We start from the raw sequence: 19,338 nt of genomic DNA on the forward strand, positions 1-19,338 counted from the left end.
CACCAACGAGAAAATCTCCACCATGCCCGCCAAGGCAACCGACGCCACCCCGGCCGGAACGGCCGGAACCGCCGTGACGGACGACGACTTCATCGAGGAGGAGTACACGCCCGGCGAAGCCGACGGCGGCATGTTCGGCGCCGTCCCGGCCAAGAAAGCCCAGCACTTCTGGCCCTCGGCCAAACGGCTCATGGGGCTGCTGAAACCGGAGCGCGCCGGCATCACCGCCGTGCTCGCCATGGTGACAGTTGCCGTCGTCCTCAATGTCATTGCCCCGAGGATCCTGGGCCAGGCGATGGACGTGATCTTCGCGGGAGTGGTCGGCAAGCAGCTCCCGGCCGGGGCCACCAAGGAGCAGTTCATCGAAGGACTGCGCTCCCAGGGCCAGGACAACTTCGCCGACATGCTGGCCAAGATGGACGTAGTGCCGGGCGCGGGCGTCGATTTCCAGAAGCTCGCGTTCCTCATCAGCGTGGTGCTGGTGATGTACTTCGTCGCCAACATCTTCCTGTGGCTCCAGGGCTATGTCCTCAACGTGCTGGTCATGCGCGTGGTCCGCACCCTGCGCGATGACACCGAGAAGAAACTCAACAAGCTCCCGCTGAACTACTTCGACACCCGCCAGCGCGGCGACATCCTCTCCCGTGTCACGAACGACGTCGATAACATCCAGCAGGCGCTCCAGCAGGCCTTCGCGCAGCTCGTGAACTCGGCCTTGACGGTCGTCGGGATCGTGATCATGATGTTCATCGTGTCCTGGCAGCTGGCCCTGATCGCACTCGTTGCCCTGCCGCTCTCCGGCGTGGCCGCCGGCATCATCGGCGCCCGCAGCCAGAAGCTCTTCGCCGCCCAGTGGAAGAACACCGGGGAGCTCAACGGCCAGATCGAGGAATCGTTCTCCGGCCACGACCTCGTCCGCGTGTTCGGCCGCGACGCCGACATGCTGGCCCGCTTCGACGAGCGCAACGAGGAACTCTACAAGGCCAGCTTCGGTGCCCAGTTCGTCTCCGGCATGATCATGCCGGTCATGCAGTTTGTCTCCTACCTCAGCTATGTGGGGATCGCGGTCGTCGGTGGGCTGCGCGTGGCCTCGGGCGCCATGAGCCTGGGCGACGCCACGGCGTTCATCCAGTACTCGCGCGAGTTCACCCAGCCGCTGGGCCAGATGGCCGGCATGGCCAACATGCTGCAGTCCGGCGTCGCCTCCGCCGAGCGGGTCTTCGAATTCCTCGACGCCGACGAACAGGACGCCGAGACCGCCACCGAGCACCTCCCGGCGAAGACGGACGGACACGTCGAGTTCAAGCATGTCACCTTCAGCTACTCACCGGACAGGCCGCTGATCGAGGATCTGTCCTTCACGGCCGAACCCGGACACACGGTGGCGATTGTGGGACCGACCGGGGCGGGCAAGACCACCCTGGTCAACCTCGTGATGCGCTTTTACGAACTAAACGCCGGCAGCATCACCCTGGACGGGGTGGACATCACCCGGCTGAGCCGTTCGGAGCTGCGCGCCAAGGTGGGCATGGTGCTGCAGGACGCCTGGCTGTTCGGCGGAACCATCTACGAAAACATCCGTTACGGCAAGCTCGACGCCACCGAGGACCAGATCATGGCGGCGGCCAAGGCCACGTTCGTGGACCGCTTCGTCCGCGCGCTGCCGGACGGCTACAACACTGTCATTGACGAAGAAGGCAACAACGTCAGTGCAGGCGAAAAACAGCTGATCACCATTGCCCGGGCCTTCGTGGCGAACCCGTCGCTGCTGATCCTGGACGAAGCCACGAGTTCCGTGGATACCCGCACCGAAGCCCTGGTCCAGAAGGCCATGGCCGCGTTGCGCACAGAGCGCACCAGCTTCGTCATCGCCCACCGCCTCTCCACCATCCGGGACGCGGACACCATCCTTGTCATGGAGGACGGGCAGATCGTCGAGCAGGGCCGGCACGCCCAGCTGCTGGCCATGCAGGGCGCGTACTACCGCCTGTACATGTCCCAGTTCGCCGGCGAGGACGCGGACACGGCTTTGCTGGATTCCGCGGAGGACGCGACGGCGGTGCACAGCTGAGCGCCGCCGGGCCCGCAGCGGGGGAGGGCACAGCCGAAGAAAGCCCCGCAGGGGAGGGCACAGCAGGGGAGAGTGCAGGCTCGGAGCCCCGGCGCCTCGAGGTGCTTGAGGTGGAGGTGCCGATGCGCTGGAGCGACATGGATGCCTATGGGCATATCAACAACGTCCAGATTGTCCGGATCCTGGAGGAAGCACGGATCGCGGCGTTCGGCCCACCCCGGGGCGCCGGGCTGCCCGGAACCGAACCCCGCGTGTCGCTCTTTAACGAAATCCCGGAAGGGACGCTGGCGCTCGTGGTCGAGCACAAGATCAGGTACGTCAGGACGCTGGAATACCGGAACGTGCCCGCCGTTGTCCAGCTGTGGATCGGGGCGGTCAAGGGCGCCAGCTTCGACATCCACTACCTGGTGCAGGATCCCGTCACGCGGGAGGACTGCGTCCGGGCTACGAGCCATCTGGCATTCGTCAATGAGGCAACCGGCCGGGTGCTGCGGCTGACGCCGGAGCAGAAGGAGCGGCTGGCCCCGTACACCCGCGCCCACCCGGTCCCATAGCCTCTACCCGGTTGTCGGGGGTGCTCCTACAATGACAACTCCGACGCTTAAGGAGGCGTGGTCGCCGTGAACATGGGCAAGAACATGCACCACAACATTCACAAGCAGCACTCCCGCAAGAAGAAGTGGAACGAGCTTTCGCCGATGGCGCGGTTCGGCACCGTCGGCGCTGGCATCGTCCAACTCTCGCTTCTCGTCGCGGCCCAGACGGACATCAGCCGACGCCCGGCTCAGCAGATCCGCGGCAGCAAGGCCATGTGGCGGCTTGCCACCCTGGTGAACTTCATCGGCCCGGCAACCTATTTCGCCGTCGGGGTGAAGCGCCGGCCTGCCGCGAAGCAGGCGTAGCAGACCGCTTGGCTGCGCTCTACTGGGCGGTAGCTTTGGGGCGGCGTTAAATGCGCGCGTTCAGTTTAAGCCTGTAAATTGAACCTATGACCCCAGCCAAGAAGCCTGCCCTGCACCGTGCCCTCGGTATCTCCAAGGAGATAGAAGACGCGGCGTGGTTTGTTCTGGGCCCGGGGTTGCTGGGCAAGGCGTCCGCCCTGGACGGCCGCACCAAAACATGGTCCGTCCAGGCTGCCGCGGAGTTGCTGGAACGCCTTGAACGCGGCGTTCCCGATCCCAAGGCGCCCATGATGACCAATCTGCGCCAGAACCTGGAAGATGCCACCCGCGGGGCGAAGCAACTGGCCGTGGAATTACTCTTCCTCCAGTCCCTGCCGCTGGCCCACGAGGTCAAGTCGCTGAAGGTCAAGCGGGCCCGAGTCGCCGAGGCGGCGTCCTGGCTGGAGCCTCCGTTGGACCTTCCCGACGAGCTCTACGCGGGAATGACGGACCACGGCGTGATCCGGGACCGCACCGCAGAATTCAACTGGACCATCTGGGACCACCTGAAATGGCTCTGCCGCTTCGTGCAGCACGTCGCACAGCGGCCGGCCCACGTCGTCCAGGCTGCGGTCAAGGACCCGCTGGTCTTCCACCGGCTGGTCGCCGGGACCCCGGATGACCAGCCGGCCATCCGCCGCAGCATTGAGTTTTTGGTCTGGCCCAGCTACTTCGAACCTGTTGTGGCCGATGTCGAACGGCAGGAGATCCGCGACGCCTTCGCTTCCTTGGTGGGCGGGGCCAAGGGGGACAGCGACGAGGACATTTCGGCGGACATCCACAGGATCCGCCTGCATCTGGATCAGCAGGCCGGGCAGCGGATCGACTGGTACTCCCGCCAGCTGGTGAGCCAGTGGCGGAAGGTCGGCGATCCCGGCCGCCGCGCCTGGCTCTTGCGCACCCACTACGACAATGCCGAGCTGCTGGGGGAGTGGCGGGACGAGGAGGCGGTGACGCTCGACGTCGAACACCTCCGCCTGCTGGATCCCGGCGTTTCCGCCGGGCTGGTCCAGAACGCGGTGGACGAGGATTACAAGCACCTCGGCTACGTGGAGCGCGAGGACACCAAGACCGCCGTCTTCGCGTTCCTGACCGTGATGAAGCCGGGTGACCTCGTGCTTTACCAGAGCTCGGGCAAGGTCCGGATCGGCGTGGTCCTCGGCGAACCGGAGCATGGAAAGGATAACCGCCAGCTCCGCCGCAAGGTCCGCTGGTTCGATGAGGAACACGACGCCACCGGGCTGCCCCGGCACGTGCAGCGGCAGCTGACCACCTCCGGGAACATCGTGGACATCACCCGCGTGATCCAGGCGCTCGAGGCCCTCCTGCCGGCAGAAGCGGAAGCCGAGGACGGCGACGGCGCCGAGCCGGATGCCGCCGTCGAACCGGTTCATGACGGGTTCCGGCCGCTGACGCCGGAGTTCGCCGCGTCCTTGCACATGGATCTGGATCCGCTGCAGGAAATCGCCGAACTCCTCGAGGAGAACCGGCAGCTGGTGCTCTACGGTCCGCCGGGAACGGGCAAGACGTACCTTGCCAAGCACCTCGCCGCCGAGCTCGCCGGCGACACCACGGACGAGCGGGTCAAGCTGGTCCAGTTCCACCCGTCGTACGCCTATGAGGACTTCTTCGAGGGCTTCCGCCCGGATAAGACGGACGAGGGCCAGGTGTCCTTCAAGCTCGTGGCAGGTCCGCTGCGCCGGCTCGCCGAGGAAGCTGCCAAGCCCGGGAACGAGAGCAAGCCGTACTTCCTGATCATCGACGAGATGAACCGGGCGAACCTCGCCAAGGTGTTCGGCGAGCTGTACTTCCTGCTCGAATACCGCGATGACCGCATCTACCTCCAGTACAGCCCCAACGAGCCGTTCACCTTGCCGGACAACCTCTACATCATCGGCACCATGAACACCGCTGACCGCTCCATCGCGATGATGGACGCGGCGATCCGGCGGCGGTTCTCCTTCATCGAGCTGCATCCGAAGACGGAACCCGTGAAGGGCTCGCTGCTGCGTTTCCTCCAGGCCCGCGACCTGGACACGACGCCGGCCCTGCTGCTTGATGCCTTGAACGACGCGATCGACGAATGGGACCGCGACCTCATGATCGGGCCCTCCTACTTCATGAAGAAGTCCGCGCAGACGCCCAAGGGCCTGCGCAGAATCTGGAAGTACGAGCTCATGCCGCTGCTGGAGGAGCACTATCACGGCCAGCTCAACCGCGCCCAGCTTGAGGAACGGTTCGGACTGGAACAACTCCTGGGCCGCCTGGCGCATGCCTAGGCTGGCCGGGGACGCCGTAGCGCTGGACCGCAATTCTTCGAACCCCAGTTCGTCGGACCGCGGCGCCGACCGGGCCGCCGGCCGGGCCGCGTCGGACGCCGGTTCGGCCAAGCGGGGTTCGGCCGGGCGGGGTCTACCCGGACGCGGTCTGTCCGGACGCGGCGGCGCGGCGGAGCCCTGCCGGCACATTGTCCTCGACGAACTCTCCGCCGGCGTCGTGGAGCTGCTTGATCCGGACACTGCGGCCTACGTCAACGCCAGCGGCTTGGCGAAAGCCTCGCCGATGGGCATGGGACTGTACCGGATCGAGCCGGTGGGGAGCGTGGGCTCCGTGCGGACCCCCTCCGTGCAGCTGGAGGTGCGGCCGAAGGGAAGGCTCGGGCTGAGCCGGCTGCTGTTCCTGCTCGGCTACGCTGGGGACCAGGGCTTCCGGGACGATTCGGTGTCTGCGGTGGAGCACGCCGACCTTTGGAGTGCCCTGGCCGAATCCCTGGCGCAGCTCGCGGACCGGGCGCTGAGCCGGGGGGTGCTGCAGGGGTACCTCATGGTGGAAGAATCCCTCAGGACCGTTAAGGGCCGGATCCGGATGTCGGACCAGATTTCCCGCCGGCCGGGGATGCTGGTCCCGCTGGAAGTCTCCTATGACGAGTTCACTGAGGACATCGCGGAGAATCGGATTCTGCGCGCCGCACTCGAACGGATGTCCCAGGTGCCGCGCGTGCGGCCGGAAGTCCTTAGCCGGCTGCGCCAGCTGAAGGGAAAGCTCGACGCCGTGACGCGCCTGCAGTCCGGCGCGCCGCTGCCGCAGTGGCGGCCCAGCCGGATGAACACCCGCTACCACGCGGCCCTCCGGCTCGCCGAACTGATCCTGCGGAACGCTTCGGCGGAGGCCGGCGACGGCAAGCAGCAGTCGGCGTCGTTCGTGGTGGACATGGCAAAGGTGTTCGAGGACTTCGTGGGGACGGCACTGCGCGAGGCCATGGCCGCCTACCCCGGAGAAATGCGGTTGCGCTACAACGCACTGCTGAACGAGGCCGTCCGCGACTCGGACCGGATTGTGGTCCAGCCGGGGGCCGTCCACCTCCTCGGCGGCCGGCCCGTGATGGTGTACGACGCGAAGTACAAGGGCGCGGCTGATGCCGGCGCGTCGCTCTCGGGCGACCACTACCGGATGCTGGCCTACTGCACATCCCTGCGGGTGCCGACGGCGTGGATTATTTACCCGGGTGCAGGGGAGATCAAGCTGCGCCGGATTCTCAATACCGACATCGACATTGTCGAGTTCCCGCTGGATCTGTCCCTGCCGCCGTCGGAAATCCTGGCCTCCGTGGCAGATCTTGCCCAGCAGTCCTGGGGCGAAGTGCTCCGGCAGGCCAGTATCGACCGTTCGGCCAGTTAAACCGCTCAGCCGGCCAGTTAAACCGCTCAGCCGGCTAGGCGGATTCTTGCTGGTCGGCCACGGTCCGCAAATGTTCCAGGAGCGCCTTTTCCGGCTGGCCCGGGTTGTTCGCGACATGCCACTGAAGTTTCTCCCGCACGTCGGCATCTTCGGGGTTGGTGCCCGCCAGGACCTCGTCGATGATCGAGGTTGCCTGCCGGCGCAGCGGCTCCAAGTCAGGGTCCGCTCCGCGGAACTGGCGGGGCCGGACGGCGCGGTGCCTGGTGTGGCCGAGGCGAGGGAACTGAAGAACTGTGGGACTGGAATCTGCCGGAGCGGAATCTGCAAGCGCAGCAGCCGTGTCGGGCTCGTCGTTGGACATCAGCAAGTGGGGCATCGTGCGCTCTCCCGTGTTAGCAGTACGCGTTGGTACTGACCCAAACCTGACTAAATCCCCCGGAGTCGAATACTAGCTGAGACCTTTCGGCCTGCCCCGGAAGCGGGGCCGCGCGACACGCAGCACTTTGCTGGTCAGCGGAGATCCTCAGGAGGTTTCGTCCGTTGGCAGGTCCCGGAGGAACGCGTCGAGCCGGAGCTCCAACGCCGATCGATCCTTCAGCTCGCACTCCCACACCGTGAGCACTCCCCAGCCCTCGCGTTCGAGCTGAAGCCGCTGGGCGGCGTCGCGGTTCCGGGTCCGCGTACGTTTGGTTTCCCAGAAGTCGGCATTTGCTTGGGGTGCGTGCTGCCCTACCCGGCAGTCATGGAAATGCCAGAAGCAGCCGTTGACGAAGATGACCTTGTGGCGGCCGGCGAAGACGAGATCGGGGTTGCCCGGGAGTTTGCCGCCCCTCGCCGTGCCATGCAGGCGATAACGGTATCCCTTGGCGTGCAGCAGCCTGCGGACCAGCATTTCCGGCTTGGTGTTCTTGCCCCGGATCCGGGACATGTTCCAGCTGCGCCGCTCCGGAGTCAGCTTGTCCGCCATCATTTAAGTCTAGGCGGCTGCTAAGCCGCGGCGGCTGCCGGGCCGGTCGCGGGGGCGTTAGATCTCCCGCTCCGGGTGTTCGCCGAACTGGAAGTGGCGTCCGCTGACCGAGGTCGGCGTAATCTCCACGTAGAAGTCCTTCAACGTTGGAACCCAGGGTTTGAGTCCGAGGGCCTCGGCCTCGGCGATATCCGCCGATTGATCAAGCACCCTTGCAGTGCCGCGCAGGACCACTGACCACGCTTCCTCGGACAGGACGCCGTCGGTTTCGAAGAGCACCTTCGAGTTGATGGTGAGCTCGGCCAGTTTGTTTCCCGGGGCGGTGCGGAGGAACAATTTCCGGCCGCTCGTCGCGTAGTTCACCGGGAAGATGTCGGGTTCTCCGGCCACAGTGACCACGAGTCTGCCGTGTTTTGTGCTGTCAATCAGTTTCCAGGATTGCTCGTCGTCCAGCGTGAGGATGGGATCGCCGTCTTCGTGTTCGAACATCATGGGTTCATTGTGCTGGCGACTGTAGGCAAATCGCTAGGGGCTAAAGGACTCAAGACGGGTGGGGCTGCCGGATTGCGGACTCAACACGGGTGGGGCTGCCGGTTTGCGGGCCGGTGAATTCCGCCTGTGGATAATTTTGACCAGCAAAATGTGATCTCGGTTACCCTTAAGCCACTATTGGGCTTCAGACGTCTTGATTTTCTATCGGGGGAGTAGCTGACCATGACATCTCGCACTTCGCTTTCCGGTCCCTGGCGAGCCTGTGCGGTCGCTTTGGTGTCAATCTCCCTGATGTCGGCCACAGCGTGCAGCGGGGGTGGTGCCCCGCCTCCCGGATCGCCACCGGCTGATCCGCAAAGCCCGTCAGCAACTTCCACGCCGAGTGCAACTCCGACGCCCACCGCCAGCTACAAACCGGCCGACGCGACCGGCAGGGCACAGAACGTTCCCGTTCCCGAACTGCCGGAAGCTGCGAAGGCGGAGACGAAGGAAGGGCTAGAGGCGTTTGCCCGGTACTGGTTCCAACTGCTCAGCTACGGGTACGAAACCGGCGATATTTCCCGGCTTGAACCGATAACTAGTCCGGAGTGTCGCGCCTGCGAAAGTGCGAAGGCCGTTATCTCGGGGTGGCATGAGGGCGGAAGATGGCTCGCAGGCGGCAAAGTGCAAACGCCGTCTGTCAGCACGACGTTCAAGGTTGCCCCGGACGGCAACTACCAAGTAGCGGTCCAAGCCTCCCAACAGGCGCTTTCGTACTACAACGCCGATGGCACGTTGAACAGCACCGATCCCAAACCCGACGATACCGGCAACTTGATGCTAGCTATCTACAAGAACGGTAAGTGGTACGTAAACAACATCCAACCGATAGCTGGCTAGCGATGAAGAGAGCGGCGTTAGCTGCGGTCGGCATCGGGCTGTTGGCTCTCTTTTGGGGTCAATCATCGATCGGCGCGCAGGGTGCAGCAGACGCTGATCAGCCGCCTGTCAAGGGAACGTGGACACCTGGCGCTGTCAAAGTGGGAGCGTGGCTTCTGGATCCGACTTCAGGAGGATTCGCCTGGTCGCCTGCGGGTCCCACCAATGCGGACCCCTTCCAATACAAATACGAACTCCAGTGCCACCTTGGCGGAGGTGACTTTGACGCCGAGTGTCTCGCCCGCGCCGTGGACTGTTCGAAGGGGCCAAACGGCAAGGCCGGCATTCCCGTGGTCTGGCTGAAAGCACCGGCGGGCGTGCCCAACCCGACTTGGTCGTTCCACTCCGGCCCAACGTGTCTCTTCGATCCCAAGCCCGAGGACTTGCTCCCCAGAATTGCCACAATGATCCAACGACAATTCCAGCAACTTCCGATATCTGCGGGAACCTCTACGGCCCAACCCAGCCCCAACACCCTGCGCGGTGCAGAGACGAACTTCTTTGCCAGCGCCGCAGATCAGCAGTTCGACATCTCAATCCTGGCTCAGGCCGTCCACGTCACGGCCAAGCCCGTGGAATACACGTGGAGCTATGGCGACGGCACGTCACGGGGCCCGCAAACGGCGGCGGGCGGACCGCTTCCGCAGGACCGCTGGGGCGAGAAGACCCTGACGAGCCACGTCTACGCCCAGACCGGCGACTTCCCGGTAGTTCTGACAACGCATTTCCGCGGCACCTACTCCGTGAATGGCGGACCTCCCCTTCCCATCCCGGGCCAAGGATCCTTCAGCTCGCCGCCACAGACCGTCAGCGTCTGGCGGTCGATCACCAGGAATTACGCGGACACATGCCTGCAGAACCCCCAAGGCCAGGGCTGCCCCGGCGTCGCTCCGCCTCCCCCCTAGTGCGTCGCTCCGCCGCGTTTTTTCGAGCTGCAGCCCACGCACTACAGTCGCTGACTCGAACAGGCCGTGACAATCCCAGGCACGGCCACCAGACTGGAATTACGGCCCCGCTGTGAAATCCAACGACATTCCGTGGATGCGCCTGATCGGGCCGCATCCACGGCCTGGAATGCGAAGGTGAAACGCCATGAAAGCAGCACGATTCCACGCCCGCGAGGATCTCCGGATCGAAGACATCCAAGAGCCGGAGCTGCGTCCGGGAACGGTGAAGATCGCCGTGGCCTGGTGCGGTATCTGCGGCACCGACCTCCACGAATTCCTCGAAGGACCCATCTTCACCCCGCCGCCCGGCCACCCCCACACCCTCACCCACGAGGCCGCCCCGGTCACCCTCGGCCACGAGTTCTCCGGCACCGTCGAAGAAGTCGGGGAAGGGGTCAGCGGGCTGGCAGTCGGAGACAATGTTGTCGTTGAGCCGTACGTCGTCTGCAATGAATGCGGTCCCTGCCTCAGCGGACACTACAACCTGTGCACAAAGTTGGGCTTCATTGGGTTGGCGGGCGGTGGTGGCGGCCTAAGCGAGAAGGTCGTCGTCGACACCCGTTGGGTGCACCCTGTCGGCGACATTCCCTTGGACGAGGCCGCACTTATCGAACCCCTCGCGGTGGCCTATCACGCCGTCGGCAGGAGCGGCCTCAAAGCCGGGGACGTCGCCGTCGTCGGGGGTGCGGGACCCATCGGGCTCCTGACCGCCGCGGTCCTCAAAGGCATCGGCATCACCACGATCGTCACCGAGCTGTCGGCCGCCCGCAAGGACAAGGCGGCTTCCTCCGGAGTTGCGGATCACGTTCTCGACCCCAGTACCGACGACGTCAAGGCGCGCGTGCTGGAACTGACCAACGGCGCAGGGGCCGATGCGGCGTTTGAATGCGCAGGCGTTAATGCCGTGTTAGACACGATGCTCGATGTCGTGAAGCCCGCCGGCGTCGTCGTCAACGTCTCGATCTGGGGACACCCGGCCACGGTGGATATGCAGAAAGTGGTTCTGAAGGAAATTGATCTGCGCGGCACTATCGCTTACTGCGGCGATCATAAAGCCGCCATCAAGCTCGTCCAGGAAGGAAAAGTCGACCTGAAACCCTTCATCACCGGGAGAATCGCCTTGGACGACTTGGTGGACAAAGGGTTCGACACGCTGATCAACCACAACGACACGGCGGTGAAGATCATCGTCCACCCGTCGTGATCCGAGTCTCAGATGGAATAGTCGCAAACGCTGTTCAGTTACCGCCAATGAACCAATCCATTGTGAAAGGAACTGCGCATGCTGTTTTCCCCGATGACCCTCGGCGAGCTGGAACTACCCAACCGACTCGTGATGGCGCCGCTTACCCGCGTACGCTCGGGCAACGAAGGAATCCCCGGCCCGCTGGTGGTCGAACACTACCGTCAGCGCGCCTCGCTCGGCCTGATCGTCAGTGAGGGCACGTACCCCAGCCACGCAGGCCGAGGCTTCCCGGGCCAGCCCGGGCTCGTGACCGACGAGCAGCTCGCGGGCTGGGCCAACGTTACAGCCGCCGTGCACGCTGAGGGCGGCCGGATCTTCGCCCAGGTCATGCACGCCGGCCGGGTCACCCACGAGGACACCACCGGTGGCTATGAAGTGGTCGCGCCCAGTGCCATTGCCATCGACGGCGAGACCCGCACGTACGAGGGCAAGAAGGCGTTCCCCGTACCGCACGCCCTGACCGCCGAGGAACTGCCGGGCATCGTCGAGGAATTCGTGACGGCCTCCCGCAAGGCGGTAGAGGCAGGTTTCGACGGCGTCGAACTTCACTCGGCCAACGGTTACCTGCTGCACGAGTTCCTCACTCCGGCCGCCAACCAGCGCGACGACGTCTACGGCGGCTCCCCGGAGAACCGGGCGCGTTTCGTGATCGAAGTTACCCAGGCCGTGGTGGACGCCATTGGCGCGGACCGCGTCGGCATCCGCATCTCCCCGGAGCACAATGTCCAGGGTGCCCTCGAACTCGACGCAGCGGACGTCCGGGCCACCTACGGCCACCTCGTGGACGCCCTGGCTCCGCTGAAGCTGGCCTACCTCAGCGTCCTGCACAAGGACCCCGCCAGCGAATTGGTCCAGGACCTGCGCGCACGCTTCAACGGAACGTTCCTGGTCAACACCGGCTTCGGCATCGTCACCACGCGCGACGAGGCGACCGCCCTGGTCGCAGACGGCCACGCTGACGCCGTCGTCGTCGGACGTCCCGCCATCGCCAACCCGGACCTGGTCCGCCGCTGGCGCGAGGGCCTGCCGGTCAACGAGGCGAATCCGGCCACGTTCTACACCGACGGCGCCGAGGGCTACACGGACTACCCGGCCTACCAGAACTAGCGCAGGGGCGGCACCTCCACCGCTGGACATGTCCAGCGGTGGCAACAAAGAGTGGGCAGAACACCGTTCTGCCCACTCTTTGCATTAAAGAATGGGCATGTCCCCGTCCTATAGGATCTGAACATGCAACTAGCTTCCTCCGGGAGTCGCCCTGAGGGCCACTACGCGGGCCGTCCCGTCAGCCGCCAGGTCCTCGCCGACCACGTCTACGAAGAGCTTCTGGCGTCGCTGATGGACGGACGGCTCGAGCCCGGGGCCGCCGTGAGCATCGATGGAACGGCCCGCGAGCTCGATGTTTCCCCCACGCCGGTGCGCGAAGCGCTTGCCCGGCTCGAACACACCGGAATGGTTCGCCGCGTCGCGCTCAAAGGCTACCGGGTTGCGCCGATGTTCACCCAGGAGGACTTCGCCGAACTCATGGAAGCGCGGCTTGCCATCGAGCCCGTGAATGCCCGTTTGGCGTGCGCCCGGCAGACGCCGGCGCACCATGCCGAGCTGGTCAGGGCCGTCGCGGACCTCAAGAAGGCGCCGCGGGGCCCGTCGTTTGCCGAATACCGCGACTATCTGGAAGCCGATGAGCGCTTCCACCGGTTGATCGCGGAGCAGACCGGCAACCAGTTCATGGTGGCCGCCTATGCCGCCCTCGGCGGGCAGGTCCAGCGTTTCCGCCTGTTCGGCGGCGTGGGCATCACGGACGCGGAACAGGCGATCGCCGAGCACCAAGCGGTCCTGGACGCGCTTTCCTCGGGCGATCCGGAGAAGGCCGCAGCCGCCATGGCCGAGCACGTGCAGAAGGTGCGCGGCCGCGCCATCGCGGACGCTCCCGCAGAATAAGTCTCCCTCCGGAGGGCAGCCGCCTGCTTCCGCAGGCAGCCGCAGCGGACCCCGCAATAACTTTTTTGTGACCCTCTTCACAATTCGATCGAAGAGCCTATAGGATCTTCGATTGTGACGGCTACGGTGCCGGCATTGGGAGTCACGAGGGAGTGAAGAGTGCAAACAGAAACTTTGGCCGCAGGGCCCAAGGAATCCGCAACACGCCGCACCATTAAGAATCTGCGCTGGTGGATCCTCGGCTGGGCGCTAGCCGCCGGCATCATCAACTACATGGACCGGAGCGCGATCTCCATTGCCGCGCCGCAACTGATCAAAGACTTCGGCATGACCCGGACGGACATTGGCCTCCTGGGCACCGTCTTCTCCTGGACCTACGCATTTGCCCAGCTGCCCGCCGGCTGGCTTGTGGACAAGCTTGGCGCCCGCCGGATGTACTTCCTGGCAATCGCGGGCTGGAGCATCGCGACGGCGCTGATGGCCATCGGCGGCAAGATGTGGCAGTTCATCACGTTCCGCTTCCTGCTCGGCGTCGCCGAAGCCCCCAACGGGCCGGCATCGGCCAAGCTCACCGCTGACTGGTTCCCCCGGGCCGAACGCGGGCAGGCCACCGCCATCTGGGACAGCGGTTCCAAATGGGGACCGGCCATCGCCCCGCCCATCCTGACCGCCATCATGCTCGCCTTCGGCTGGCAGGCCATCTTCCTCTTCCTCGGCGTCGCGGGCCTCGTGCTGGCCCTGGCCTTCTTCCTGTACTACCGCGCCCCCGAAGAGCACAAGCGCATCAGCGCGAAGGAACTGGACTACATCGAAAGCCAGCGCACCACCCAGCTGCTGACGGCCAAGAAAGTCTCCTGGCTCGGACTCTTCAAGCACCGCCAAATCTGGGGCATGATGGCCGGCTTCTTCTGCGTCATTTGGATCTGGAACATCTTCATCGTCTTCCTGCCGCTCTACCTGCAGGAAGAACGCGGTGCCAGCATCGCCAGCTCCGGCTGGCTCGCGGCTGTCCCGTACCTCGGCGCAGCCATCCTCGGAATCACCGGCGGCTGGGTCATGACGCGCTACTCCAAGAAGGCGGGCCGCGATCCGCTGCTGGCCAAGCGCCACGTGATGTCCGTCGCCGCCATCACCGCCGGCATCCTCATCTGCCTCATCCCGTTCGTGGATTCCCTCCCGCTCGCCATCGGTGTCATGACCGTGGCGCTGGGCTTCGTTGCCACCATGCAGGCAGCCGCCTGGGCCATGCCCGGCGACATCGTGGACAACTCCCAGGTTGCCTCGGTCGGTGCCATCCAGAACTTCGGCGGCTACTTCGGCGGCGCCTTTGCTCCGCTGCTGACCGGCGTGATCGCCGACGCCACCGGTTCCTACGCGCCGTCGTTCGTCATCGGCGGCATCATCGCGGCCCTTGCCGCCGTGGCTTACACCGTGCTGGTCCGCGAACCCATCAAGGACAAGACCGCAGTAATGCAGACAGAAAGCCGAACCGACGCATGAGCACAGCAACAAACGCATTGACGACGACGGCGGTCGCCAACTGGGCGGCCGCCCCGGCGGGAACCGCCCCGGCGGCCGCCCCGGCCGGCACCACCCCGGCCGGCACCACCCCGGCCGCCCCCGCCCCGGCGGCCGGCACCACCCCGGCGGAAACAACCCCGGCCGGCACCACCCGGTCGCCGTTCACCGTCGCCGTCACGGCCGACGCTGCGCGGCCCGACGGAAGCTCCATCCACGGGGACCTGGGCCTGCAGCGGCTCAGCGAGAACGGCATCAGCTGGCGCGTCCTGCCCAGCTACACAGACCCGGTTCCGCTGCCCGACCTCGCCGGGGTCCACGCCGTGCTGTCGCTGGGGCACATCGCCTTCGATTCACGCACCGTGGACCACGCCCCGGACCTGAGGCTGATCGCCCGGTTCGGGGCCGGCTACGAAACCATCGACTTGGACGCCTGCACCCGCGCCGGCGTCGTTGTCACCAACACCCCGGATGCCATCCGCCGGCCGCTGGCGGTGGCAGGGCTGACGCTGCTCCTGGCGCTCTCGCACAAGCTCCTGGCCAAGGACCGGCTGACCCGGACCTCGGACTGGGCGCAGCGCGAGCACTACCGCGGCGCGCCGCTGGTGGGGCAGACGGTCGGCATCGTGGGCTTTGGCAGCGTGGGCGCTGAGCTTGCCCGCCTGCTGGCCCCGCTCGGGATGAACGTGGTGGGCAACAACCGCAGCGGCCGCCACGCGGAGGCCGCCGGGCTCGGCGTTGAATTGCTGGGCCTGAACGAGCTCCTGGAGCGCTCGGACTACGTTGTGCTTTGCGCCGCGCTGACCCCGGCAACCGAAAAGCTGATCAACGCCGCCGCGCTGGCCCGGATGAAGCCCAGCGCCTACCTGATCAACATCGGCCGCGGAAAGCTGGTGGACACGGATGCCCTCCGGGACGCCCTGCGCGACGGCCGGATCGCAGGCGCCGGACTGGACGTCTTTGAGCCCGAACCCTTGCTTCCCGACGACGAGCTGCTGACCTTGGACAACGTGGTGCTGTCCCCGCATTCCCTGTGCTGGACCGAGGATTTCACCCGGGATGTTGCGGCCAGTGCCATTGCCTCGATACTTGCCGTCGCGGCGGCGGAGCGCCCTGCCAGCGTCCTGAATCCGGAGGTCTTCGCAACCGCGGCTTTTGCGGCGAAGCGCGCGTAACCCGGGATGTGACCTTGACAACATCCCTCCAGATAGTAAATCCTATAGGAAACAGGATTCCACGAAGGAGTGACCCCCATGGCCTACACAGCCGAAAACTGGCCCATCACCGCAGCGCTCCTGCAGTTCCCGGGAACCGACGCGCAGGGTAACCACATCAACGACGCCGATGCCTCCGCCTGGGCCGAGGTCCTCACCGAGGTCAAGGAAGCCGGCTTTGCCGACGCCGACCTCACGGACAGCTGGGTCCGCCCCGGCGACCTGAGCTCCGCTCGCCTTGCCGAGTTCAAGCAGACCGCGGACAACGTGGGCATCGGCATCCCCGTCATCTCGGCCATCCGCCGCAGCGTGATCGAGGAAGGCAATTGGGAAGCCAACCTGGCGTACAGCCACCGCACCATCGACGCCGCCGCCGAGCTTGGCTGCGAGGTTGTCTCGTTCGGCCTGCACCAGGCCATCACCGCCGAGCAGCAGAAGCAGCTGTGGTTCTGGACCGTCGAAGGATACAAGGACCCGGTGGGGGATAAGGAAACCTGGGGCAAAGCCGTGAGCCGCCTCCGGGAACTCGGCCAGCACGCGGCCGAGGTCGGCGTCCTGCTCTCGCTCGAAATGTACGAGGACACGTACCTCGGCACCGCGGATTCTTCCGTCCAACTGGTCCAGGACATCGGCCTGGCCAACGTCGGCATCAACCCCGACATCGGCAACCTCATCCGGCTGCACCGCCCGATTGAGGACTGGCGCGAAATGGTCGCCAAGACCCTGCCGTACTCCAACTACTGGCACATGAAGAACTACATCCGCGACGAGGACGTGGCCCGGGACACCTACGTCGCGATGCCGGCCCCAATGGAAAGCGGCCTCATCAACTACCGCGAGGCGTTCAAGGTCGCGCTTTCCGTTGGCTTCCAGGGCATCCTCTGCACCGAGCACTACGGCGGCGACGGCCTCAGCGTTACGGCCAGCAACCAGGACTACCTCCGCCGCCAGGTCCTGCCGAAGACCGACGGCTACGCCCTCGGCCAGAGCCAGGTGGCACAGGGCCGGCAGCTGCCCGCAGCCACGGCGCTCGCCAGCGTCTGACCCGGCGCCTGACACCCGTGCCTGGTGCGGCCGTCAAGCCATTTGGGGGCGGCCGCACCACCCCAGATTCCCAGCAATACTTCTCCAACACGGATTCAATGAGGAACCATGACCCAGATCTTCGACAATCCCGCTGATTTCGCGGATGAGGCACTGGACGGCTTCGTTGCGGCCAACCGCGGCTACGTGGCCCGTGTCGACGGCGGCGTCGTCCGCTCCACCGAGGTCCCGGCCGGGCAGGTTGCCCTGGTGGTCGGCGGCGGCTCCGGGCACTACCCGGCCTTCGCCGGCCTCGTCGGCCCGGGACTGGCCACCGCCTCGGCCTGCGGCAACATGTTCGCCTCGCCCGCGGCCGGCCAGGTCTACCGCGTGGCCAAGGCGGCCAGCGCCGGCGGCGGCGTGCTGCTGAGCTACGGCAATTACGCCGGCGACGTCCTGCACTTCGGCCAGGCCCAGCTGCGCCTCAACGCCGAAGGCATTGAAACCCGCACGGTCCTGGTCACCGACGACATCGCCAGTGCCCCGCTGGACCAGATGGAGAAGCGCCGCGGCATCGCCGGGGACCTGACAGTCTTCAAGATCGCCGGAGCCGCCGCGGAGGCGGGGCTGAGCCTGGACGACGTCGAACGGCTGGCCATCCGGACCAACTACCGCACCCGGTCCCTCGGCGTGGCCTTCGACGGCTGCACCCTGCCCGGCGCGGAGGCACCGCTGTTCACGGTTCCCGCGGGGCACATGTCCCTCGGTTTGGGCATCCACGGCGAACCAGGCATCTCCGATCACCCCATGCCCACCGCCTCCGAACTGGCCGACCTCCTGGTCAGCCGGCTCCTTGCCGACAAACCGGACGACGCCGGCACCCGGGTGGTCGCAATCGTCAACGGCCTTGGCACGGTCAAGTACGACGAACTCTTCCTGCTGTTCGGCAAGATCGAGAAGCTTCTCACCGCCGCCGGGCTCACCGTGGTGGAGCCCGAATGCGGCGAACTCGTCACCAGCCTGGACATGTCCGGACTTTCCCTGACCCTGCTGTGGCTGGACGAGGAACTCGAGCAGTACTGGGCCGCACCGGCGGACACCCCGGCGTTCCGAAAGGGAAACCTGGCGCCCCGCGCCCGCCGCGAACTCGCCGGTCCGGAAGCCGCCGAAACCGGCGACGTCGAGCGCGCCACCGCAGCGGCGGCAGCAATCGGCCGGCTGGCGGCCGACCTGCTCGGCCAGACGCGCGACGTGATCGTTGAGCATGAGGAAGAACTGGGCCGGCTCGATGCCATCGCCGGCGACGGCGACCACGGGATCGGCATGCGCCGCGGCGTGGACGCGGCAGTCACCGCGGCCGGGCAGGCAGCGTCGAACGACGACGGCGCCTCGCCGTCGCGCATCCTGACCGCCGCGGGGGAAGCCTGGAGCGAACGCGCCGGCGGCACCTCGGGCGCGCTCTGGGGCTCGGCGATCATCGCCGCCGGACAGGCCCTGGGCAACCAGGACAGCTACAGCGGCGAGGACGCAGCCGCCGCGGTCACGGCCTTCGTGGACGCGATCACCGAGCTCGGCAAGGCCGAATTGGGCGACAAGACCATGGTGGATGCCCTCGTGCCGTTCCGGGACGCCTTCCTCACCGCCTTCGACGCCGGCACAACGGTGGCCGGTTCCCTCGCCGCGGCAGCGGAAGCCGCCACTGCCGCCGCGGATGGGACGTCCGGGTTGCGTCCGCTCAAAGGCCGGGCCCGCCCGCTCGCCGAGAAGAGCCTCGGCCACCCCGACCCCGGCGCGGTGTCCTTCGCACTCATCGCCACGCGGATTTCTGCACACACCGATACTTCCAGCACAGGAACCCGGCTCGCTAACTCCGAGCCGGCGGAACAAGGAGCAAAAGCATGAGCACAACAACAGGCTGGCGCATCGTCGTCGGCAACGATGAGGCCGGCGTCGAATACAAGAACGCCCTGAAGGCACTCCTCGAAGCGGACCCCCGAGTGGCCTCCGTGCTGGACGTCGGCGTCGGCCCGGAGGACTCCACCGCCTATCCGCACGTGGCTGTTGACGCGGCCCGCAAAGTCGCCGGGGGCCAGGCCGACCGGGCGCTGCTGATCTGCGGCACCGGCCTGGGCGTGGCGATCGCGGCCAACAAGGTCCCCGGCATCCGGGCCGTCACCGCCCACGACAGCTACTCCGTGGAACGCTCGGTGCTGAGCAACAACGCCCAGGTCCTCACCTTGGGGCAGCGCGTCATCGGCCTGGAACTCGCCAAGAAGCTCGTGGGCGAATGGCTGAGCCACCGCTTCGATGAAAACTCCTCCTCCGCCGCGAAGGTGGACGCCATCTGCTCGTACGAACCCGAATACACGAAGGCAGTCTGAA

General features: G+C 66.0%; 18 protein-coding genes. 15 read left to right on the plus strand and 3 right to left on the minus strand.

Going from position 1 to position 19,338, the window contains the following annotated elements:
* Window positions 1–22 precede the first annotated feature (22 nt).
* From BLQ10_RS17000 to BLQ10_RS17020, 5 genes are all read left to right on the plus strand, one after another.
* Complete coding sequence (locus tag BLQ10_RS17000) at window positions 23–2,071, plus strand: ABC transporter ATP-binding protein (RefSeq protein WP_302847336.1); 2,049 nt, start codon at window positions 23–25, stop codon at window positions 2,069–2,071.
* 122 nt (window positions 2,072–2,193) lie between these two features.
* On the plus strand, window positions 2,194–2,625 hold the full coding sequence (locus BLQ10_RS17005) for an acyl-CoA thioesterase (protein ID WP_091564083.1): 432 nt from the start codon (window positions 2,194–2,196) through the stop codon (window positions 2,623–2,625).
* Window positions 2,626–2,682: 57 nt separating this feature from the next.
* On the plus strand, window positions 2,683–2,973 hold the full coding sequence (locus BLQ10_RS17010; protein WP_091564085.1) for a hypothetical protein: 291 nt from the start codon (window positions 2,683–2,685) through the stop codon (window positions 2,971–2,973).
* 86 nt (window positions 2,974–3,059) lie between these two features.
* Complete coding sequence (locus tag BLQ10_RS17015; RefSeq protein WP_091564086.1) at window positions 3,060–5,291, plus strand: McrB family protein; 2,232 nt, start codon at window positions 3,060–3,062, stop codon at window positions 5,289–5,291.
* Window positions 5,284–6,690, plus strand: coding sequence for an McrC family protein (locus tag BLQ10_RS17020; protein WP_254785630.1), 1,407 nt, complete (start codon window positions 5,284–5,286; stop codon window positions 6,688–6,690). The genes BLQ10_RS17015 and BLQ10_RS17020 overlap by 8 nt, the downstream gene beginning before the upstream one ends.
* A gap of 34 nt (window positions 6,691–6,724) precedes the next feature.
* Here BLQ10_RS17020 and BLQ10_RS22820 read toward each other — a convergent pair whose 3' ends face one another.
* The 3 genes from BLQ10_RS22820 to BLQ10_RS17035 all read right to left on the minus strand — a co-directional run bounded on the left by BLQ10_RS22820 (window position 6,725) and on the right by BLQ10_RS17035 (window position 8,149).
* The gene (locus BLQ10_RS22820) at window positions 6,725–7,066 is read right to left on the minus strand and encodes a hypothetical protein (protein WP_254785631.1); all 342 of its coding nucleotides are present in this window, start codon (window positions 7,064–7,066) and stop codon (window positions 6,725–6,727) included.
* Between the two features lie 147 nt (window positions 7,067–7,213).
* On the minus strand, window positions 7,214–7,657 hold the full coding sequence (locus BLQ10_RS17030; RefSeq protein ID WP_091564088.1) for a very short patch repair endonuclease: 444 nt from the start codon (window positions 7,655–7,657) through the stop codon (window positions 7,214–7,216).
* Window positions 7,658–7,714: 57 nt separating this feature from the next.
* The gene (locus BLQ10_RS17035; RefSeq protein ID WP_091564089.1) at window positions 7,715–8,149 is read right to left on the minus strand and encodes a pyridoxamine 5'-phosphate oxidase family protein; all 435 of its coding nucleotides are present in this window, start codon (window positions 8,147–8,149) and stop codon (window positions 7,715–7,717) included.
* A 291-nt stretch (window positions 8,150–8,440) separates the two neighbouring features.
* On the opposite strand from BLQ10_RS17035, the gene BLQ10_RS22125 reads away from it, so the two are divergent.
* The 10 genes from BLQ10_RS22125 to BLQ10_RS17085 all read left to right on the plus strand — a co-directional run bounded on the left by BLQ10_RS22125 (window position 8,441) and on the right by BLQ10_RS17085 (window position 19,337).
* Complete coding sequence (locus BLQ10_RS22125) at window positions 8,441–9,028, plus strand: DUF6318 family protein (protein ID WP_139164268.1); 588 nt, start codon at window positions 8,441–8,443, stop codon at window positions 9,026–9,028.
* Window positions 9,029–9,471: 443 nt separating this feature from the next.
* Entirely contained in the window at window positions 9,472–9,972 is a 501-nt protein-coding gene (locus tag BLQ10_RS17045) for a PKD domain-containing protein (protein ID WP_091564092.1), read from the plus strand.
* A 187-nt stretch (window positions 9,973–10,159) separates the two neighbouring features.
* Window positions 10,160–11,218 (plus strand): 2,3-butanediol dehydrogenase, encoded by a 1,059-nt coding sequence (locus tag BLQ10_RS17050; RefSeq protein ID WP_091564094.1) that lies wholly within the window; start codon window positions 10,160–10,162, stop codon window positions 11,216–11,218.
* Window positions 11,219–11,296: 78 nt separating this feature from the next.
* Window positions 11,297–12,367 (plus strand): alkene reductase, encoded by a 1,071-nt coding sequence (locus BLQ10_RS17055; RefSeq protein WP_091564095.1) that lies wholly within the window; start codon window positions 11,297–11,299, stop codon window positions 12,365–12,367.
* A gap of 123 nt (window positions 12,368–12,490) precedes the next feature.
* Window positions 12,491–13,201 (plus strand): GntR family transcriptional regulator, encoded by a 711-nt coding sequence (locus tag BLQ10_RS17060; protein WP_091564097.1) that lies wholly within the window; start codon window positions 12,491–12,493, stop codon window positions 13,199–13,201.
* A gap of 159 nt (window positions 13,202–13,360) precedes the next feature.
* A complete protein-coding gene (locus BLQ10_RS17065; protein WP_254785632.1) occupies window positions 13,361–14,701 on the plus strand; it encodes an MFS transporter in 1,341 nt (446 codons plus the stop codon).
* The gene (locus BLQ10_RS17070; protein WP_091564100.1) at window positions 14,698–15,894 is read left to right on the plus strand and encodes a 2-hydroxyacid dehydrogenase; all 1,197 of its coding nucleotides are present in this window, start codon (window positions 14,698–14,700) and stop codon (window positions 15,892–15,894) included. The genes BLQ10_RS17065 and BLQ10_RS17070 overlap by 4 nt, the downstream gene beginning before the upstream one ends.
* Window positions 15,895–15,972: 78 nt before the next feature.
* Window positions 15,973–16,977, plus strand: a complete 1,005-nt coding sequence (locus BLQ10_RS17075; protein ID WP_091564102.1) for a sugar phosphate isomerase/epimerase family protein — start codon at window positions 15,973–15,975, stop codon at window positions 16,975–16,977.
* A 108-nt stretch (window positions 16,978–17,085) separates the two neighbouring features.
* Window positions 17,086–18,858: a dihydroxyacetone kinase subunit DhaL gene (gene dhaL, locus BLQ10_RS17080; protein WP_091564104.1), complete on the plus strand. Its 1,773-nt coding sequence runs from the start codon at window positions 17,086–17,088 to the stop codon at window positions 18,856–18,858.
* Window positions 18,855–19,337 (plus strand): ribose-5-phosphate isomerase, encoded by a 483-nt coding sequence (locus BLQ10_RS17085; protein WP_091564106.1) that lies wholly within the window; start codon window positions 18,855–18,857, stop codon window positions 19,335–19,337. Before dhaL ends, BLQ10_RS17085 begins: the two co-directional genes overlap by 4 nt.
* Window position 19,338: the final 1 nt, after the last annotated feature.

Origin of the sequence: Arthrobacter sp. ok362 (assembly GCF_900102785.1) — a bacterium.
Lineage (GTDB): Bacteria > Actinomycetota > Actinomycetes > Actinomycetales > Micrococcaceae > Arthrobacter.